Consider the following 17043-nt stretch of genomic DNA (forward strand, 5'->3'; position numbering starts at 1 on the left):
GACGGGCAGCGGGACGGACACCCTGACGGATTCCCGGAAGGGCCCGCCGGACCGACAGCGAACGGGCAGCGGGACGAGAGGCGGCCGGAGATGACGGCGACGGGACCCACGGACGAGACGACACCGGGCGGCGGCTCCGGCGGGCTTGGCGGGCCCGGCGGGCTGGGCGGGCCCGGCGGACTTGGCGGGCCCGGCGCCTGGAAGGCCCTCGCCACCCGCTACGCCCTGGTCCCGCTGCGGATCTTCCTCGGCATCACCTTCATCTACGCGGGCCTCGACAAGCTCACCGACGCCGCCTTCATGGCCGACAGCGGCCTCGGCTCGATCGGCGAGACCATGCGCGGCGTCCGGGACACCTCGGCCGTCCCCGCCCTCGTCGACCTCGCCCTGAAGAGCCCGGTCGGCTTCGGCTACGCCATCGCGCTCGGCGAACTCGCCGTCGGCCTCGGCACCCTCTTCGGGCTCTTCGGCCGGGTGGCCGCCCTGGGCGGGGCGCTGATCTCGCTGAGCCTCTGGCTGACCGTCAGCTGGCAGGTGAACCCGTACTACCTCGGCAACGACCTCGCCTATCTGATGGCCTGGCTGCCGCTGCTGCTGGCCGGGACGCCGGTGCTGTCGCTCGACGCGCTCCTCGCCGCCCGCCGCCGTATCCGGTAGGCGGTCCAGGACGCCAGCGCGGCCAGCGCGCAGCCGCCGGACAGCACCGGCATCACCACGTACCAGGGGACGGACCAGACGCCCGCCGCGTCGCCGAGGAACAGCGCCGACAGGGTCAGCGCGGCAAGGCCGAGGATCAGCCGCCCGGGGCGGAACTCATGAAGCAGCACGGGTGACCTCCACCTGTCCGAGGCCGACCTCGAGGAAGAGGTCGACGGTGCCGCCCGGGGCGACGCCCGGCGGCGGGAGCAGCGTCCGGGTCTCGTCGAGATCCGGCTCGATGTCGATGTCGTCGTGCCGCACGCCGGGCGTGGCGGGCGGCTCGGGCGCGGTGGGCGCGGCCGGGGCCGTCTGGGCGGCCGGTGCGGCCGGTGTGTCCTGGGCGTCCCGGGCGTCCCGGCTGGCGCGCGCCTCGGGCGCGGGCGGGGCGCTCGGGGTGCTCCTGGGCAGCGGCGCGGCCTGGTTCGGCGGCAGGCTCAGATCCCCGAGACCCACCTGGGCGCGCAGCGTCACCGTCGCGTTCCGCGGCACGATCACCTTCACCTTGCCCGCGCCGACCTCCACCGAGGTCGACACCCGGGTGCCCGCGGGGACCTTCAGACCGGACAGGTCGAGTGTGCCGACACCCGTCCCCAGCTCGTACCGCGACTGCACCGAGGCGGCCGCCGCCGGTCGCCAGGTCTCCCGTGCCCACACGGTGGAGATCTGCTTGGGCAGCACCGAGGCCACCGTGAGCAGGCCCGCCGTCAGCACGAACAGACACAGCGTGCCGAAGCCGGTGCGGCCCAGGAAGCTGCTGATGAGCAGCCCGAGACCGATCACGCCGAGCGCCGCCGCGAGGCCGATCTGCAGGCTGGTGCCCAGCGGGTGGGAGTGCCAGGTCAGGCCGGTGCCCAGACCGCCGGCCATCAGGGCGAGCAGGAAGACGAGCCCGCCGATGGACAGCGGCTCCGCCCCGCTCCTGACCGAGGGCTTCGGCCGGGCTCCGGGCGGGACCGGCGGACCCCACTGGCCGCCCGGGGTCGGCACCGCACCGTTGACCAGGCCGTCCCGGTCGACGATCCCGTGCGGGCCCCAGAGATAGCCGATGGCCACCTTGCCGGTCGAGCCGTCCTTGACGATCGGGTCCCGCCACCAGGACGGGAACTCCACCAGCGGCGGAGCCTTGGTCTCCGGCGGCGCGTCGGAGACCGCGAGCGCGGCGGCCGGGTCTATCCGGCCGCCGTCCTCGGCGGTCTGCGCGACCGCCGGCCGCCGCTGCGACCAGACCGCGGCGCCGCTCACCGCGACCGTCAGGACCAGGGCGAAGGCCAGCGTCGAGCCGTTGCGCAGCATCGAAAGGAAGATGCCGCAGCCCACCAGGGCCATCAGCACCGCCGACAGCGAGGCGCCGGACACCCGGCCGGTCAGCAGCCGGCGGCCCTCGCTCTCCTCCTCGTCCGCGAGCGGGATCAGCAGCCACGCGAAGCCGTAGAACAGCAGCCCGACGCCGCCGGTCACCGCGAGGACCGCGAGCGCGACCCGGAAGATCACCGGGTCGAGGTCGAAGTGCCGGCCCAGACCCCCGCACACCCCGGCCACGACCTTCTGCCCGCGCGATCTCCGCAGCTGCGGAGCGGGCGGGGCCGGTGGGACCTCCGCCGTCGGCGGGGCCTCGTGGTGCGAAGGCGTGGAACTCGTCATGGCTCCATGGTGACGGCCCGTGACGCCCGGCGGCACCGGGATCGACCCTGGCCCGACCCTGATCTTCCACCCGGCCCCGACCCCGAGACCGTCCCAGGGTCGATATCCGGGCGGACCCTGATGCCCGGCGGCGGCCGAACGTGTGACGATCGGTACATGTCCGCAGCCGCTCGTGTCACCGACCTCGACGAACCCCCCGTGCGCAAGCTCTACCGCAGCGCCGACGGGCGGTGGCTCGGTGGGGTCGCGCGCGGCCTGGCCGGGCACCTCGGCCTGCCGGTGATCTGGGTGCGGGCCTTCTTCGTCGGCCTGATGCTGGCGGACGGCCTCGGCGCCCTGCTCTACGCGGTGTTCTGGATCGTCGTCCCGCTCGGCGTCGGCGGCCGGGCCACCCCGCGCCCCGTCTTCGAGACCACCGCGGACGGCCGCAGACGCCTGCGCAAGCCCGACAAGGGACAGATCTTCGCGCTCATCGCCCTGGCCGCCGGTGTCTCCGCCTTCGTGGGGAATCTGAACGTCGACCGGCAGGCCGGCCGCTACATCTGGCCCTCGCTGCTCATCGGCGTCGGCGTCGTCCTGGTCTGGCGCCAGGCCGACAACGCCCGCCGGGCCAGCTGGACCGACCCCGGCCGCCGCCGCCGGGTCTTCCAACTCGTCCGCGGCCTCGTCGGCGTCGGCCTGGTCGGCACCGGCCTCGCCGTGTTCATGGTGGTCCGCGGCTCGGTCACCGAGCTCGGCACCGCGCTGACCGCCGCCGTCGCCGTGCTCACCGGCATCGCGCTGCTCGCCGGACCCTGGCTGGTGCGCATGTCGCAGGACCTCAGCGAGGAGCGGACGCTCCGCATCCGCGCCCAGGAGCGGGCCGAGGTCGCCGCCCATGTCCACGACTCCGTGCTGCACACCCTCACCCTGATCCAGCGCAACGCGGAGGACCCCGGCGAGGTCCGCAGGCTGGCCCGCGCCCAGGAGCGCGAGCTGCGCAACTGGCTGTACAAGCCGGAGGGCACCGGCAAGGACGAGGAGGAGGAGCCGGGCACCGTCGCGGAGGCGGTCAAGCGGGCCGCCGCCGAGGTCGAGGACAAGCACGGCGTGCCGCTGGAGGTGGTGGTCGTCGGCGACTGCCCGCTCGACGAGCGACTGGGCGCGCAGATGCAGGCCGCGCGCGAGGCGATGGTCAACGCCGCCAAGTACGGTGGCCAGGGCGGGGCGGTGCAGGTCTACGCGGAGGTGGAGGGCCGGACGGTCTTCGTCTCGGTGCGCGACCGCGGCCCCGGCTTCGACCTGGACGCGGTGCCGGACGACCGGATGGGCGTACGAGAATCGATCATCGGCCGGATGCAGCGCAACGGCGGATCGGCGCGGCTGAGATCCGTGCCCGGCGGGGGTACCGAAGTGGAGCTGGAGATGGAGAGGGCGGACGGATGAGCGACGAGACCGAGACCGGGGCGGAGACCGGTGCTGTGGCCGGGACCGGGGGCGGCACCGGGGGCGGGGCGGCGGGTGGCCCGGGGCGCCGGGTGCGGGTCGTGCTCGTCGACGACCACCGGATGTTCCGCACCGGGGTGCAGGCCGAGATCGGCCGTACCGACGTGACCGGCGTCGAGGTGGTCGGTGAGGCCGCCGACGTGGACCAGGCGGTCACCGTGATCACCGCGACCCGCCCCGAGGTGGTCCTCCTCGACGTCCATCTGCCGGGCGGCGGCGGGGCCGAGGTGCTGCGCCGCTGCGCGAGCCTGATGGCGGCGGCCGAGGACCCGGTCCGCTTCCTGGCCCTTTCGGTGTCGGACGCCGCCGAGGACGTCATCGGGGTGATCCGGGGCGGTGCCCGCGGCTATGTCACCAAGACGATCACCGGCACCGACCTGGTCGCCTCGATCTTCCGGATCCAGGAGGGCGACGCGGTGTTCTCGCCGCGGCTCGCCGGGTTCGTCCTGGACGCCTTCGCGTCGACGGACGCGCCGCCGGTCGACGAGGACCTGGACCGGCTGACCCAGCGGGAGCGCGAGGTGCTGCGGCTGATCGCCCGGGGGTACGCGTACAAGGAGATCGCCAAGCAGCTCTTCATCTCGGTGAAGACGGTCGAGTCGCACGTCTCGGCGGTGCTGCGCAAGCTCCAGCTGTCCAACCGGCACGAGCTGACCCGCTGGGCGACGGCCCGCCGCCTGGTCTGACCCGCCGGGAGCCCGGAACCCACGGCCCCGGGGCCGTCAGCCCACCCGGGTCGCGCCCGCGAACGGCATCTCGTCGATCGGGGCGACCCGGACCGGGGCGCCGGGGCGCGGCGCGTGGATCATCTGGCCGCCGCCGATGTAGAGCCCGACGTGGCTGATGCCGGAGTAGAAGAAGACCAGGTCGCCGGGGGCGAGTTCGGCGCGGGACACCCGGCGGCCCGCGTTGATCTGGGTGTAGGTGGTGCGCGGCAGCGTCACCCCGGCCGCCCGCCAGGCGGCCTGGGTGAGTCCTGAGCAGTCGTAGGCGGACGGCCCGGTCGCGCCCCACACGTACGGCTTGCCGAGCTGTGCGCGGGCGAAGGAGATCGCCTCGGCGGCCCGTCCGGTCGGCGCGCTGATCGGGCCCCGGTCGGCGCCCGCCCGGTCGGCCCGGTCGGCCGGGGCCCCGCTCGCCGGGCCGGAGGCGCCCGAGCCGCCCGCGGCGGTGGCCGTGTCATGGCCGCCGGCGGCCACGGCCGCCTCGTAGCGGGCCCGTTCCTCGGCGGTGAGCCGGGCGAGCAGGGTCCTGGCGGCGTCGAGCTTGCTCCGCACGGCGGCCTTCTGCCGCCGCAGTTCGGCCTCCTGGGTCCGCAGCTCGTCCAGCCGGTCCGCCGACCGGGCCCGCAGCTGTCCGACGACGGCGAGCTCACGCCGTACCCCCGCGATGGCCGCGGCCTGCCGGTCGCCCGCCTTCTCGGCGAGCGCGGCCCGCTCCAGGTACTGGTCCGGGTCGGAGGTGAGGGCCAGCTGGATCGCCGGGTCGAGCCCGCCGGAGCGGTACTGCGCGGCGGCGACGGCACCGAGGGCCTCGCGGGAGCGGTTGAGCCGCTCGGTCCTGCGGGCGGCCTCGTCGCGCAGTCCGTCGAAGGCGGCCCGCGCCTGGTCGGCGCGTTCCTTGGCGCCGTTGTACTTCTCGGTCGCGACCTCGGCCTCTTCGTACAGCCGGTCGACCTGGGTCCTGACCTGCGCGGGGGTGGGGCGGGGCGCGGCGTGCCCGGAGCCCTCGAAGACGGTGGCGGTGGCCGCCGAGGCGAGGGCCAGGGTGGCGGCGGTGCGGGCCGCCTGGCCACCGAGGGGGGACTGCCTGGGCTTGCGGTGCGCTGCCACGAGGGCGGGTCACATCCTCTCCCTGTGGGGGACGCTGCCCGCCGGGGACCGGCGACGGCCCGCACAGGGGAGACGGGCCGCCGCCGGTTTTCTTTCGGCGGGGGCAACCGACAACCGCCGGAGCAATGGCGGTGATGGGGAGCCGGTCACCTGGTGGAGGACGCTAAACCTGGCCCGGCGCGTCGACCCGGCGTTGACCGCTATTGGCGCACGATGAACGAATCCGACCGCTCTCTTTCGCCCCTGTGGACCCGTGAACGGCGCTCACGGCACCGCCTGACCGATGCGCCGGACAACCGGGCCCCGGCCCCCGGCCGGTGCTATGGCCCCGGTTAGGCTCCGGGGCATGGACGTACTCCTTCATGTCTTCGTCGCCCTGCACATCATCGGGATCGCCGCCCTGCTCGGCGGCTTCCTCACCCAGATGAAGGCGATGGGCGCGGGTACGGCCCGCTTCACCCCGGCGATGCTGCACGGCGCCCTGACCATGCTGGTCACCGGCCTCGCCCTGGTCGGCCTCAGCCAGGCCAACGACTGGTCCGTGAACAACGTCAAGATCGGCATCAAGCTCGCCGTCCTGGTCGTCATCCTCGGCCTCGTCTACGTCAAGCGCGACGACGAGAAGGTCGAGAAGCCCCTGTTCGCCGCGGTCGGCGGCCTGACCATGGTGAACATCTTCATCGCCACGCTCTGGGTCTGACCCGCGCCCGGCCGGCCGGTCAGGCCGGTCAGGACAGTCAGGCCGGTCAGGCCGGGCGGACGCTGCCGTAGATCGGCATGTAGGAGATGGACTCCTCGCGGACGTACGCGCCCGGCTTCGGGGCGTGGATCATCCTGCCGCCGCCGATGTACATGCCGACATGGCTGATGTCGTCGTAGAAGAAGACCAGGTCGCCCGGGAGCAGATCCGCCGTCGCGACCCGCTTGCCGGTCTTCACCTGGTCCCAGGTGGTACGGGGCAGGTCCACGCCCGCCGCGCGCCAGGCGGCCTGGGTCAGGCCGGAGCAGTCGTACGAGCTGGGTCCGGTGGCGCCCCACACGTACGGCTTGCCGATCTGCGACCGGGCGAAGGCGAGCGCGTCCGCCGCCTTCGCCGCGTACGACGAGCCGCCCCCGGTGGACGGCGGCGGCGTCGTGGTGGTCGGCGGCTGCTGGGCGCGGCGCTCGCGGGCCGCCTTCTCGGCCGCCGCCTTCGCCGCGGCCTCGGCCCTCGCCCGCTCCTCCGCCTTGCGCCGCGCCTCGGCCTGCCGCTCGCGCTCCAGCTGTGCGAGCCGCGCCTTCTCCTCGGCCGTCAGCTCCGCGAGCAGCGTCCGGGCCTCCGCGAGCTTGCGCTGCACGGTCTGCCTGCTGTCTCGCAGCCGGTGCTGCGACGCGGTCAGCGCGGTCAGCTTCCGGGCCGCCTCCGCCCGCTGCTTCGCCGCCGCCGCGCGCCGGGACTCGTACTCCCGTACCGCCTTCTGCTGCCGCTGCGAGAGCCGGTCCATCAGATGGGTCTGGTCGAAGTAGTCCTGCGGGCTGTCCGCGAAGATCAGCGTGGCGGTCGGGCCGACCGCGCCGGTCCGGTACTGCGCGGCGGCGTACGAGCCGAGCGCCCGGCGCGAGGCGTTGATCTCCTCGGTACGGCGGGCCACGTCGTCCAGCATCCGGTCCACCTCGCGGCGCTGCCCGTCGGCGGCCTCCTTGGCCCGGTCGTACTCCTGGGTGGCGGTGCCGGCCTCGCGGTACAGCCGGTCGACCTTCCGCTGCACCTCCTCGACCGTCGGCTTCGCGGGCTGCGCGGGCACCGCCTGCGCGGTCTGCCCGGACAGCAGCGTGACGGACGCGAGGGCGGCCGTCGTGACACCGACGGCGGGGGCGTGGGGGCGGGCGCTGCGCGGCTTGCGATGGGACGCCAAGACCGGCATCTCCTTCCGTGGACGCCGACGCGCGACAGCTCCGGAAGACGTGGGGGAGGAGCCGGGTCCGGCGTGGGCGGCCCGTCACGGCGCGGTGCGCCGTCGCGGGGACGGGCTGCCTGGGCGTGCACGCTAGCGAGCCGTGGGACGGGTGGGAAGGCTGGTGGACCTTATGTCCGATACATTTTCGTGACCTGAAGCGGATGGTCGCCCTCCGTGAGCTTCCGGTCCCGATGCGTTCCCGAGCCCCGAGTCGCCTCCGCTCACGTGGGAGTCACTTCCGGGGACGGCAGCGCGCTGTCGGTCCGGCGTCCTAGACTCGTGAAGCGATGAGCAACAGCCTCTTTGACGACAGCTTCCTGGCGAGCCTCCAGAACCACGCCCCGGAGGAGCCCCCGCACTCGGCCGATGACGAGGAGCACGGCGCCCCACCCGGCGAGGACGTCCCGCACGACCTGTTCGGCGGGCAGTTCGACGCGCCTCCGGCCGACCGCGACGGCTACTACCGGGACGGCGCCCACCGCCCGGTCGTCGACCCGGCCGCCCTCCTCGACGGGCTCAACGAGCAGCAGGCCGCCGCCGTCGTCCACACCGACACCCCGCTGCTCATCGTCGCCGGTGCCGGATCGGGCAAGACCCGGGTGCTCACCCACCGGATCGCCCACCTCCTCGGCAGCCGCCACGTCCACCCCGGCCAGATACTCGCCATCACCTTCACCAACAAGGCCGCGGGTGAGATGAAGGAGCGCGTCGAGCAGCTGGTCGGCCCGCGCGCCAACGCCATGTGGGTCATGACCTTCCACAGCGCGTGCGTCCGCATCCTGCGCCGCGAGTCGAAGCGGCTCGGCTTCACCTCCTCGTTCTCGATCTACGACGCCGCCGACTCCAAGCGCCTGATGGCGCTGGTCTGCCGCGACCTGGACCTCGACCCGAAGAAGTTCCCGCCGAAGTCCTTCAGCGCCAAGATCTCCAACCTGAAGAACGAGCTCATCGACGAGGAGACCTTCGCCGACCAGGCGGCTGGGGGTACCTCCCAGGCCGAAGGCTCTGGGGGAGGCTTCGAGAAGACGCTCGCCGAGGCGTACCGGATGTACCAGGCGCGGCTGCGCGAGGCCAACGCCCTGGACTTCGACGACATCATCATGACGACGGTCCACCTGCTCCAGGCGTTCCCCGACGTCGCCGAGCACTACCGCCGCCGCTTCCGGCACGTCCTCGTCGACGAGTACCAGGACACCAACCACGCCCAGTACACCCTCGTCCGCGAGCTCGTCGGCACCGGCTACGAGGACCTCGGCCCGGCCGAGCTGTGCGTCGTCGGCGACGCCGACCAGTCGATCTACGCCTTCCGCGGCGCGACCATCCGCAACATCCTCCAGTTCGAGGAGGACTACCCGGACGCGACCACGATCCTCCTGGAGCAGAACTACCGCTCCACCCAGACGATCCTGTCCGCCGCCAACGCGGTCATCGAGCGCAACGAGTCCCGCCGCCCCAAGAACCTCTGGACCAACGCGGGCGCCGGAGCGCAGATCACCGGCTACGTCGCCGACACCGAGCACGACGAGGCACAGTTCGTCGCCGACGAGATCGACCGGCTCACCGACGCGCGCGACGCGAAGGCCGGTGACATCGCCGTCTTCTACCGGACCAACGCCCAGTCCCGTGTCTTCGAAGAGATCTTCATCCGCGTCGGCCTGCCCTACAAGGTCGTCGGCGGCGTGCGCTTCTACGAGCGCAAGGAGGTCCGCGACGTCCTCGCCTACCTGCGCGTCCTCGCCAACCCCGAGGACACCGTGCCGCTGCGCCGCATCCTCAACGTGCCCAAGCGCGGCATCGGCGACCGCGCCGAGGCGATGATCGACGCCCTCTCGCTCCGCGAGAGGATCACCTTCCCGCAGGCGCTGCGCCGGGTCGACGAGGCGTACGGCATGGCGGCCCGCTCCGCCAACGCCGTGAAGCGCTTCAACGCCCTCATGGAGGAGCTGCGCACGATCGTCGACTCCGGCGCCGGACCCGCCGTGGTCCTGGAGGCCGTGCTCGAACGGACCGGGTACCTCGCCGAGCTGCAGGCGTCCACCGACCCGCAGGACGAGACCCGGATCGAGAACCTTCAGGAACTCGCCGCCGTGGCCCTGGAGTTCGAGCAGGAGCGCGGCGAGGAGGGCGGCACCCTCGCCGAGTTCCTTGAGCAGGTCGCGCTCGTCGCCGACTCCGACCAGATCCCCGACGAGGACGAGGAGGGCGCGGGCGTCATCACCCTGATGACCCTGCACACCGCCAAGGGCCTGGAGTTCCCGGTGGTCTTCCTCACCGGCATGGAGGACGGCGTCTTCCCGCACATGCGGGCCCTCGGCCAGACCAAGGAGCTGGAGGAGGAGCGCCGCCTGGCGTACGTGGGCATCACCCGCGCCCGCGAGCGGCTGTACCTGACCCGCTCCGCGATGCGCAGCGCCTGGGGCCAGCCCTCGTACAACCCGGCCTCGCGCTTCCTGGAGGAGATCCCGGCCGCGTACCTGGACTGGAAGCGCACCGGACCGATGGCCAAGCCCGCCGGTCCGACCTCGGGGATCACCTCCTCGCTGTCCTCCTCGCGCTCCCGCTCCGGCCCCTCGGGCTTCGCCACCCGCCGCACCAGCGACAAGCCGGTGATCACGCTCAACGTCGGCGACCGGGTCACCCACGACCAGTTCGGCCTCGGCACGGTCATGGCCGTCACCGGCGTCGGCGGCGACGCGCAGGCGACCATCGACTTCGGCGACGAGAAGCCGAAGCGACTGCTGCTGCGGTACGCGCCGGTCGAGAAGCTGTAGCGGCCGTACGTACGACAGGTACGACGAAGGGCCCCCGCCGGTGATCGGCGGGGGCCCTCGTGCGTGTACAGGTGGTCAGCTCGTCGGGTCGAGACCGTGCGAGCGCAGCCACGGCAGCGGGTCGATCGCCGCGCCGCCGCCCGGCCGGACCTCGAAGTGGAGGTGCGGCCCTGTGGAGTTGCCGGAGTTGCCGGAGTACGCGATGACCTCGCCGGCCTTGACCTTGCCGGAGCGGATCTTGGTGCTGCTGAGGTGGCAGTACCAGGTCTCCGTGCCGTTCGGATCGGTCACGATCGCCATGTTGCCGTAGGCGCTGTTCCACTGGGTGCGTACGGTGCCGTCGGTCGCGGACATCACGGGCGTGCCGTACTGCACCGGGAAGTCGATGCCGGTGTGCAGCGACATCCAGTTGACCCCGGCCTGCCCGAACCGGGCGCTGAGCTGGTGCAGCTTCACCGGGAGCAGGTACTTCGGACGCAGCGCCTCCTTGCGGGCCGCCTCCTCCTCGCGCTTCTTCCTCTCCGCGTCCTGGCGGAGCTTCAGGTCGATGCGCTCCTGGGTGCGGCTCGCGCGCTCGCCGAAGTCGCGGGCGTCGGCGCTGAGCGCGGCGAGCTGGGTGTCCAGCTTGCTGTTCGCGGCGACCGGCTTGACCGAGGCCGGGTCGGCGGCCGCGAGCGAGGTCGTGTCGTCCTTCTGGTCGGACGCGCTGTCGGTGAGCCCGCCGACGGAGGCGGCCGCGATCCCGGCCACGCCCATCACACAGGCCGAGGGGACGGCGACGGTGAGCAGCGCGGAGCGCTTCGCGGGGGTACGGCGCCGGCCGCGGTTCCCGCCTGCGGCGCGGCGCACCGGGCGGGCGGCCTGCTCGGAGGTCTGTCCGGGAGCCAGGTCGGCGGGGTCGATCTCCAGGGCCACCATGGTCTCGGCGTCGTGGAACGCGTCGGGCGCGGCGGCGCCGTGCTCCGGCTCCTCGTCGGCCGCGGACCCCTGGTGCTCCGGGTGACCCGGGTAGACCTCGTAGGTCGCGGTCTCGTCGTAGGTCGATGTCTCGTTGTACGGGACGGTCTCGTCGTACGTGGCCGTGTCGTCGTACGTCGAGTCGCCGTACGCGGCTGTCTCGACGTAGCCGGTGCTGTCGTAGCCGGTGTCGTACGACGTGGTGGCGTCGGTGTACGCCTGGTCCTGGTAGCCGGAGTGCTCGGAGTGTCCGGCGTATCCGGTCTGCTCGGCGTAGTCCTGCGACGGGGTGTACTGGTGCGGGACGACCGGGTCGGGCGCCGTCGTGGTCTGGGCCGGGGCGGTCTGGTTCCAGGCGGTGGCGTCGTAGGCGCCGGTCTCGTGGCCGGGGGTCGTCCACTGCGCGGTGGCGTCGTACTGGGCGAACGCGGCCGCCTCGTACTGGCCGGTCTGCTGCGCCTCGTTCCAGGCGGTCGCGTCCCACTGGCCGGTGGCGGTGTAGGAGGCGTAGGAGCCGGTGTCCCACTGGCCGCTCTGCTCGGCGTAGGCCGCGTAGCCCTGCTGGCTGCCCTGCGTCTGCTGCTGCGCGTAGAGCGTGCCGTCCGTCTGGTGGCCCGCGTACGCGTCGTAGCCGCTCTGACCCGCGTCGTGACCGGCGCCGTAGGCCATGTCGTACGCCCCGGTCTCGTAACCGGCGGTGTACCCGCCGAACAGGGGGTCGACGGCGAAGCTGCCTGTGGTCTGGGTGGCGTCCGTGACGTACCCGGCGTGGGGGTGCTGGTCGTTCACCAACTTCTCTCTCGCCTCGGCAGCAGGGGGTCTGGCAGGGGGTCAAGCAGTGGCGTGACTGTACCCGGCAGTACGCGCGCCGGACAATCTTCGCGGGGTTTCGAGCCGTCGGGAAAGGGGCAATCGGCCGTCTTTCGGCGGGTTACGGAGAGAGCCTTGGCCCTGTGTTCGAAGAACGTTCGAAGAACGGCAACCTGCTGGCGGTCCGTCAGGCCACCGAGGCCGCCCCGGCCGTGCCGCCCCGGAGGCCGGTCACCCCGCCGTCCTCGTCCAGGGCCTGGAGGATGCCCGACGCGACCGCCGGATGCACCGGCAGCGCGAGATGCCCGATGCCGCTGACCCGCACGTTGTGCGTGAGCAGGTCGGGGTGGTCGAGCCGGGCCGTCTCCACCGGGACCATCACCTGGTCCAGGTCGCTCCAGAAACTCACGAAGCGGGTGCGGCAGCCCGGTGTCGGCCCCGCGAGATCGCGCAGCACCGCCGAGCCCGGCCGCATCTGCCGCACCAGCGGATGCGCGTCGGCGAGCGCGAAGGGCGCGAAGGCGGTGCCGGAGTGCGGGGTGCCCAGCATGACGAGGGTGCGCACCCGGGCGTCGCCGCCGAGCCGCTGGACGTAGTGGCGGCCGATGAGGCCGCCCAGGCTGTGGCCCACCAGATCCACCTCGGTCCCGCCGGTGCGGGCGAGCAGCTCCTCCACCCGGCGGCCGAGCAGCTCGGCGGCGACCCGCAGGTCGGTGGTGAGCGGGGAGTAGTTGAGCGACGCGAGGTGCGCACGGCCGTGCCGGGCGAGGGCGCGGCGCAGCAGGACGAACACCGAACGGTTGTCGACGAAGCCGTGCAGCAGCACGACGGGCCGGGCGGGCCCGGCGGGAGCCCCCGGGGGACCGGCGGGCGGGGTGCCGGGACGACGTTCGCCGATCAGGCCCGAGGGGTAGAGGACCAGATGTCCGGCGAGGACGGCCAGCTCGAGGGCGGTCGCCTTCATCCGGTCGGCGTGTGCGGTGGGGAAGAGCTCCATCGCCGACCTCCGTCCGGCCCGGTACGGCGGCTCGCCGCACCTCCGTGCCGTGCGGCTGGCGGCGCGGGTGTACGGCGACCCCGTGGCGGCTCCTCAGCGGGGCGAAAACGCCCCACGTGTGATTTCCCCCTCGCTGTCCACCGCGAAACGGGCACGTGCGGGATGCTGACGATAACGTTCGTTCACCTCCCCGGCAGCAGCGCGGGGGTCGCATGTGGAGGCAGTGATGGGTGTGACCGGTCCGATCCGCGTGGTGGTGGCCAAGCCGGGTCTCGACGGCCACGATCGTGGGGCCAAGGTGATCGCACGGGCGCTGCGAGACGCCGGTATGGAGGTCATCTACACGGGCCTGCACCAGACCCCCGAACAGATCGTGGACACCGCGATCCAGGAGGACGCCGACGCGATCGGCCTCTCGATCCTCTCCGGCGCCCACAACACCCTGTTCGTGAAGGTGATCGAGCTGCTGAAGGACCGCGACGCGGAGGACATCAAGGTGTTCGGCGGCGGGATCATCCCGGAGGCGGACATCGCGCCGCTGAAGGAGAAGGGCGTCGCGGAGATCTTCACGCCGGGCGCGACGACCGCGTCGATCGTGGAGTGGGTCAACGCGAACGTGCGCGTCGCGGCCTGAGCCGTGACCTGATCGCCCCGGGGCGCGGGCGCGGGCACGGGCGCGGGGGCGGGGGCGGCGTCGGTCCTCCGCCCGCCGCCCGGCCCGTACGGACCGGCCCGCCGCCCGGCCCGTACGGCTCAGCCGCCCGCCCCGGCCAGTTCCGCGTGCATCGCGGCCCGCAGCTCCAGGGTCGACACCAGCCGCTGGAACGCCTCCGACCAGTAGCCCGCGGCGCCGGGCGAGGCGTCCTCCGGCTCCGCAGGGAGGGTGGTCAGGGCCGCGAGCTGGGGCGCGGCGGCCGGAGCCAGACAGCGCTCGGCGAGCCCCATCACCCCGCTGAAGCTCCACGGATAACTGCCCGCGTCCCGCGCGATGTCCAGGGCGTCCACCACCGCACCGCCCAGCGGCTCCGCCCAGGGCACCGCGCAGACGCCGAGCAGTTGGAACGCCTCCGACAGGCCGTGCGCCGCTATGAACGAGGCCACCCAGGCCGCCCGCTCCGCCGCCGGGAGCGTCGACAGGAGCTGGGCCCGCTCCGCGAGCGAGGCGGTGCCGGGGCCGGTGGCCTGCGGGGCCGAGGGCGCGCCCAGCAGCGCGCGCGACCAGTCCGCGTCCCGCTGCCGGACGGCCGCCCGGCACCAGGCCGCGTGCAGCTCGGGCCGCCAGTCGTCGGTGACCGGCAGGGCCACGATCTCCGCCGGTCCGCGCCCGCCGAACCTGGCGGGCCAGAAGGCCAGCGGCGCCGCCTCGACCAGCTGGCCCAGCCACCAGGAGCGCTCCCCACGACCGGTCGGCGGGGTCGGCGACACCCCGTCGCGGCGCATCCCCGCGTCGCACTCGTGCGGCGCCTCCACCACCAGTGTCTCCGCGCCCGCCGTACGGTCCAGGGACACGCAGGACGCGGCCCGCTCCGCCATCCGGCAGGCGAGCGCCGAGGCGGGCAGCGCGGAGAGGAGTTCGGCGGCGGTGGCCCGGACATTACGGCTGCGGTCGGCGAGCGCAGCCTCCAGGAACTCCTCGTCGGCGGGGGCGAGTCCGGCCCGCAGCGAGTCGAGGAACATCAGCCGGTCCTCGGCCCGCTCCGAGGCCCAGGACGCCGCCAGCAGCTCCCGGCCCCGGTCCGGGTCCCGCGCCCGTACCGCCGCGAGCAGCGCGACGCGCTCCGCGAACAGGCCCTCCTCCCACAGCGCCCGCACCGCCACCGCGTCCGCCGGATCCGGCAGCGCCCCGCCCGCGCCGCCCGCACCGCGCAGCGCGAACTTCCAGTCCGGGTTGAGCCGGGCCAGCCACAGGCCGCGCGGCCCGGCGAACGTCAGTGCCTGCGACCGCAGATCGGTCCTGGCCCGGGCCGCGTCGAGCAGCGCGGGCAGGGCGGCGGCCGGTGCGCGATAGCCGTGCTCGTTGGCGGCGGCCAGCCACTGCGGCAGCAGCTCGGTGAGATCCGGCGCGGCGCCGCGCCGCCCCCCGGCCGGTGCGGGCGCCGCCCGGCCCGCGAGCAGATGGCCGAGCCGCCGCCGCGCGCCCTCGGGCAGCGCCCCGCGCTCGTCCACCGGAGCGACCTCCACGACCGCCCCGGCCGTACCCGGCCGCAGCCCCGCCCGCCGCCGCAGGGTGTGCGTGGCGGCGGCGCCGAGCAGCGCGGCCGGGGCGTCCTCGCCGCCACCGGAGGGCGGCGGCTTGCGGTCGGTGCCGAGCAGCGCGGAGGTGACGAGCTGTTCCCAGGCGTCCATAGGCTCCTCCAGAGAGAGGGGTGGGGAGAGGGAGAGGGAGAGAGGGATAAGAGGGGAGAGGGGCGGGGCGGTTGTGGGGACGGAGGACGGAGGTACGGGGCGCGGGCGGGGTACGGGGGTGGGGCACCGCCCCCGCGTCGCGGGACCACCGGCACACCGGGTCACCGGCACCGCGCCGCCGCCGTCACATCAGGGCCACCGTCTCTCCCGGCGCCTCCGGGCCCCACGCCGCCAGCGGCAGGAAGCCCTGGTGGCCGATCTCCCCGAACACGGTCAGCGGCCCGCCGCCCGACAGGGCGACCAGCCGCCACAGGCCCGGTTGTTGCTGGGCCGCGCGGGTCAGCGGTATCGCGTCCCGGACCGGGGCGCCGTCGGACGGCCCGGTGCGGGGCGAGCCGTCCGCGAGCTGCCAGCCGTCGGCCGAGCGGGCCGGGACCACCTCGGCGAGCGTCACCGGCCAGGAGTCGAGCCAGGGGTCCTCGCGCAGCGCCCGCCCGTACGTGGCGAGGGCCGGGCCGACCGGGGTGCCGGCGGGCGGCGGGCCCGCGGGCTCCGGCGGGCCGAACTGCTCGACGAGCTCGGCCCGAAGGCCACCGCTCGCCGCGTGCGGACGCAGCTCCGCGTCGAGGACGAGGCCCACCGGGAAGGCGAGTTGGGGCGCCCGGCCCGCCGCGCCGAAGGACAGCAGGAGCGCCGTCCGCCCGGTGGCCGCGCCGCGCAGCCAGACGCGGCGGGTGGTGAGTCGGCTGTCCGACGTCTCGTACTGCGCGAGCACCTGCCAGGCGTCCCGCACGGTGGGCCCGTCCGGCGCGGCCGAAAGACCGACCCGGCTGCGGACGGTTGCCGCCAGCGGCCCTGGCAGCCGGTCCGCCGACAGCCAGGCCCGGTCCAGGAGATGGGTCAGCGCGCACTCCTCCAGGAGCCGCACCGGCCAGCCGGGACCGGAGCCCGGGATCGCGCCCAGCTCACGGACCCGGCCCGCCAGGCCCGGCGCCTGGGCGTCGACCATCCGGGCCGCGGTCTCCTCCCACTGCCCGTACCCCGCACGCTCGGCGCCGGCGAGCCCGCCGCGCAGCAGATCCGCGAGCCGCTGCTCCAACTCCTGGGCGCCCAGGGTGATCCGGGCCGCCCGGCGCTCGGCCCTGCGGCGCGCCGCCGCCGGGTCCGCCGGGCCGCTCCCGGCTGGGCCCGGTGGCGGCGCGGCGGCCCGGGCCCGGCGGCCGTCCAGCCACCCGGCCGCCCAGTCCGGTGGCGTCCCGGCGCCCCCGGCGTCGCCGCCGGACCACAGCAGCAGCAGTCCCAGCGCGTGCTTGCACGGGAACTTCCGGCTCGGACAACTGCACATGTACGCCGGGCCCGTGAGGTCCACGGCCGTGCGGTACGGCGTGCGGCCGCTGCCCTTGCACAGCCCCCAGACGGCGTCGCCGTCCGTGCCCGTGCCGGACCACGGCCCCACCGAACCCAGCTTGCTTCCCGCTCTGCGCGACGCGTCGTCAGGAGCCAGTGCCAGCACCTGATCCGACGTCCAGCGCACCCCCTGCTCAGTCATACGAACGACCGTACGGGCC

The 17043-nt window shown here is 74.1% G+C and carries 14 protein-coding genes; 6 read left to right on the plus strand and 8 right to left on the minus strand.

The genetic code is table 11. The features are described from left to right. Positions 1-90: 90 nt before the first annotated feature. Positions 91-657 carry a DoxX family protein gene (locus ACIPXM_RS03130; RefSeq protein ID WP_401651328.1) on the plus strand — a complete coding sequence of 189 codons (567 nt, stop codon included), beginning with the start codon at positions 91-93 and terminating at the stop codon, positions 655-657. Here the strand turns inward: ACIPXM_RS03130 and ACIPXM_RS03135 are convergent. Both ACIPXM_RS03135 and ACIPXM_RS03140 read right to left on the minus strand, forming a co-directional pair. Then, a complete protein-coding gene (locus ACIPXM_RS03135; protein WP_401651331.1) occupies positions 567-827 on the minus strand; it encodes a hypothetical protein in 261 nt (86 codons plus the stop codon). The genes ACIPXM_RS03130 and ACIPXM_RS03135 overlap by 91 nt on opposite strands. Beyond that, a complete protein-coding gene (locus ACIPXM_RS03140; protein WP_401651333.1) occupies positions 814-2340 on the minus strand; it encodes a PspC domain-containing protein in 1527 nt (508 codons plus the stop codon). The genes ACIPXM_RS03135 and ACIPXM_RS03140 overlap by 14 nt, the downstream gene beginning before the upstream one ends. A gap of 156 nt (positions 2341-2496) precedes the next feature. Between ACIPXM_RS03140 and ACIPXM_RS03145 the strand changes: the two genes are divergently transcribed. Further along, positions 2497-3765 (plus strand): PspC domain-containing protein, encoded by a 1269-nt coding sequence (locus tag ACIPXM_RS03145; protein WP_401651336.1) that lies wholly within the window; start codon positions 2497-2499, stop codon positions 3763-3765. After that, positions 3762-4511: a LuxR C-terminal-related transcriptional regulator gene (locus ACIPXM_RS03150; protein ID WP_401651339.1), complete on the plus strand. Its 750-nt coding sequence runs from the start codon at positions 3762-3764 to the stop codon at positions 4509-4511. Before ACIPXM_RS03145 ends, ACIPXM_RS03150 begins: the two co-directional genes overlap by 4 nt. A gap of 36 nt (positions 4512-4547) precedes the next feature. Here the strand turns inward: ACIPXM_RS03150 and ACIPXM_RS03155 are convergent, their stop codons facing one another. Continuing rightward, positions 4548-5657 (minus strand): NlpC/P60 family protein, encoded by a 1110-nt coding sequence (locus ACIPXM_RS03155; protein ID WP_401651342.1) that lies wholly within the window; start codon positions 5655-5657, stop codon positions 4548-4550. A 346-nt stretch (positions 5658-6003) separates the two neighbouring features. Between ACIPXM_RS03155 and ACIPXM_RS03160 the strand changes: the two genes are divergently transcribed. Further along, positions 6004-6357, plus strand: a complete 354-nt coding sequence (locus ACIPXM_RS03160; RefSeq protein WP_401651344.1) for a hypothetical protein — start codon at positions 6004-6006, stop codon at positions 6355-6357. A gap of 46 nt (positions 6358-6403) precedes the next feature. On the opposite strand, the gene ACIPXM_RS03165 is transcribed toward ACIPXM_RS03160, so the two are convergent. After that, positions 6404-7561: an NlpC/P60 family protein gene (locus ACIPXM_RS03165; protein WP_401651347.1), complete on the minus strand. Its 1158-nt coding sequence runs from the start codon at positions 7559-7561 to the stop codon at positions 6404-6406. A 320-nt stretch (positions 7562-7881) separates the two neighbouring features. Between ACIPXM_RS03165 and pcrA the strand changes: the two genes are divergently transcribed. After that, complete coding sequence (gene pcrA / locus ACIPXM_RS03170; RefSeq protein ID WP_401651350.1) at positions 7882-10365, plus strand: DNA helicase PcrA; 2484 nt, start codon at positions 7882-7884, stop codon at positions 10363-10365. Positions 10366-10440: 75 nt separating this feature from the next. On the opposite strand, the gene ACIPXM_RS03175 is transcribed toward pcrA, so the two are convergent. Then, positions 10441-12111, minus strand: coding sequence for a peptidoglycan DD-metalloendopeptidase family protein (locus ACIPXM_RS03175; RefSeq protein ID WP_401651352.1), 1671 nt, complete (start codon positions 12109-12111; stop codon positions 10441-10443). 208 nt (positions 12112-12319) lie between these two features. Next, on the minus strand, positions 12320-13129 hold the full coding sequence (locus tag ACIPXM_RS03180) for an esterase/lipase family protein (protein ID WP_401651355.1): 810 nt from the start codon (positions 13127-13129) through the stop codon (positions 12320-12322). 226 nt (positions 13130-13355) lie between these two features. On the opposite strand from ACIPXM_RS03180, the gene ACIPXM_RS03185 reads away from it, so the two are divergent. Beyond that, complete coding sequence (locus tag ACIPXM_RS03185) at positions 13356-13763, plus strand: cobalamin B12-binding domain-containing protein (RefSeq protein ID WP_401651358.1); 408 nt, start codon at positions 13356-13358, stop codon at positions 13761-13763. Positions 13764-13882: 119 nt separating this feature from the next. On the opposite strand, the gene ACIPXM_RS03190 is transcribed toward ACIPXM_RS03185, so the two are convergent. Further along, positions 13883-15475, minus strand: coding sequence for a DUF5691 domain-containing protein (locus ACIPXM_RS03190; RefSeq protein WP_401651360.1), 1593 nt, complete (start codon positions 15473-15475; stop codon positions 13883-13885). Positions 15476-15659: 184 nt separating this feature from the next. Further along, positions 15660-17024, minus strand: coding sequence for an SWIM zinc finger family protein (locus tag ACIPXM_RS03195; protein WP_401651363.1), 1365 nt, complete (start codon positions 17022-17024; stop codon positions 15660-15662). Between the last annotated feature and the right edge of the window lie 19 nt (positions 17025-17043).

The sequence above is a fragment of the Streptomyces sp. NPDC090025 genome (genome assembly GCF_044748125.1).
Classification (GTDB): domain Bacteria; phylum Actinomycetota; class Actinomycetes; order Streptomycetales; family Streptomycetaceae; genus Streptomyces.

What these genes read in the sequence shown, in the direction of transcription:
- ACIPXM_RS03160 (WP_401651344.1), top strand. Translation starts at nt 6,004, where the DNA reads ATGGACGTACTCCTTCATGTCTTCGTCGCCCTGCACATCATCGGGATC.
- ACIPXM_RS03140 (WP_401651333.1), bottom strand. Translation starts at nt 2,340, where the DNA reads ATGACGAGTTCCACGCCTTCGCACCACGAGGCCCCGCCGACGGCGGAG.
- ACIPXM_RS03150 (WP_401651339.1), top strand. Translation starts at nt 3,762, where the DNA reads ATGAGCGACGAGACCGAGACCGGGGCGGAGACCGGTGCTGTGGCCGGG.
- ACIPXM_RS03190 (WP_401651360.1), bottom strand. Translation starts at nt 15,475, where the DNA reads ATGGACGCCTGGGAACAGCTCGTCACCTCCGCGCTGCTCGGCACCGAC.
- ACIPXM_RS03145 (WP_401651336.1), top strand. Translation starts at nt 2,497, where the DNA reads ATGTCCGCAGCCGCTCGTGTCACCGACCTCGACGAACCCCCCGTGCGC.
- ACIPXM_RS03195 (WP_401651363.1), bottom strand. Translation starts at nt 17,024, where the DNA reads ATGACTGAGCAGGGGGTGCGCTGGACGTCGGATCAGGTGCTGGCACTG.
- ACIPXM_RS03180 (WP_401651355.1), bottom strand. Translation starts at nt 13,129, where the DNA reads ATGGAGCTCTTCCCCACCGCACACGCCGACCGGATGAAGGCGACCGCC.
- ACIPXM_RS03130 (WP_401651328.1), top strand. Translation starts at nt 91, where the DNA reads ATGACGGCGACGGGACCCACGGACGAGACGACACCGGGCGGCGGCTCC.
- pcrA (WP_401651350.1), top strand. Translation starts at nt 7,882, where the DNA reads ATGAGCAACAGCCTCTTTGACGACAGCTTCCTGGCGAGCCTCCAGAAC.
- ACIPXM_RS03165 (WP_401651347.1), bottom strand. Translation starts at nt 7,561, where the DNA reads ATGCCGGTCTTGGCGTCCCATCGCAAGCCGCGCAGCGCCCGCCCCCAC.
- ACIPXM_RS03185 (WP_401651358.1), top strand. Translation starts at nt 13,356, where the DNA reads ATGGGTGTGACCGGTCCGATCCGCGTGGTGGTGGCCAAGCCGGGTCTC.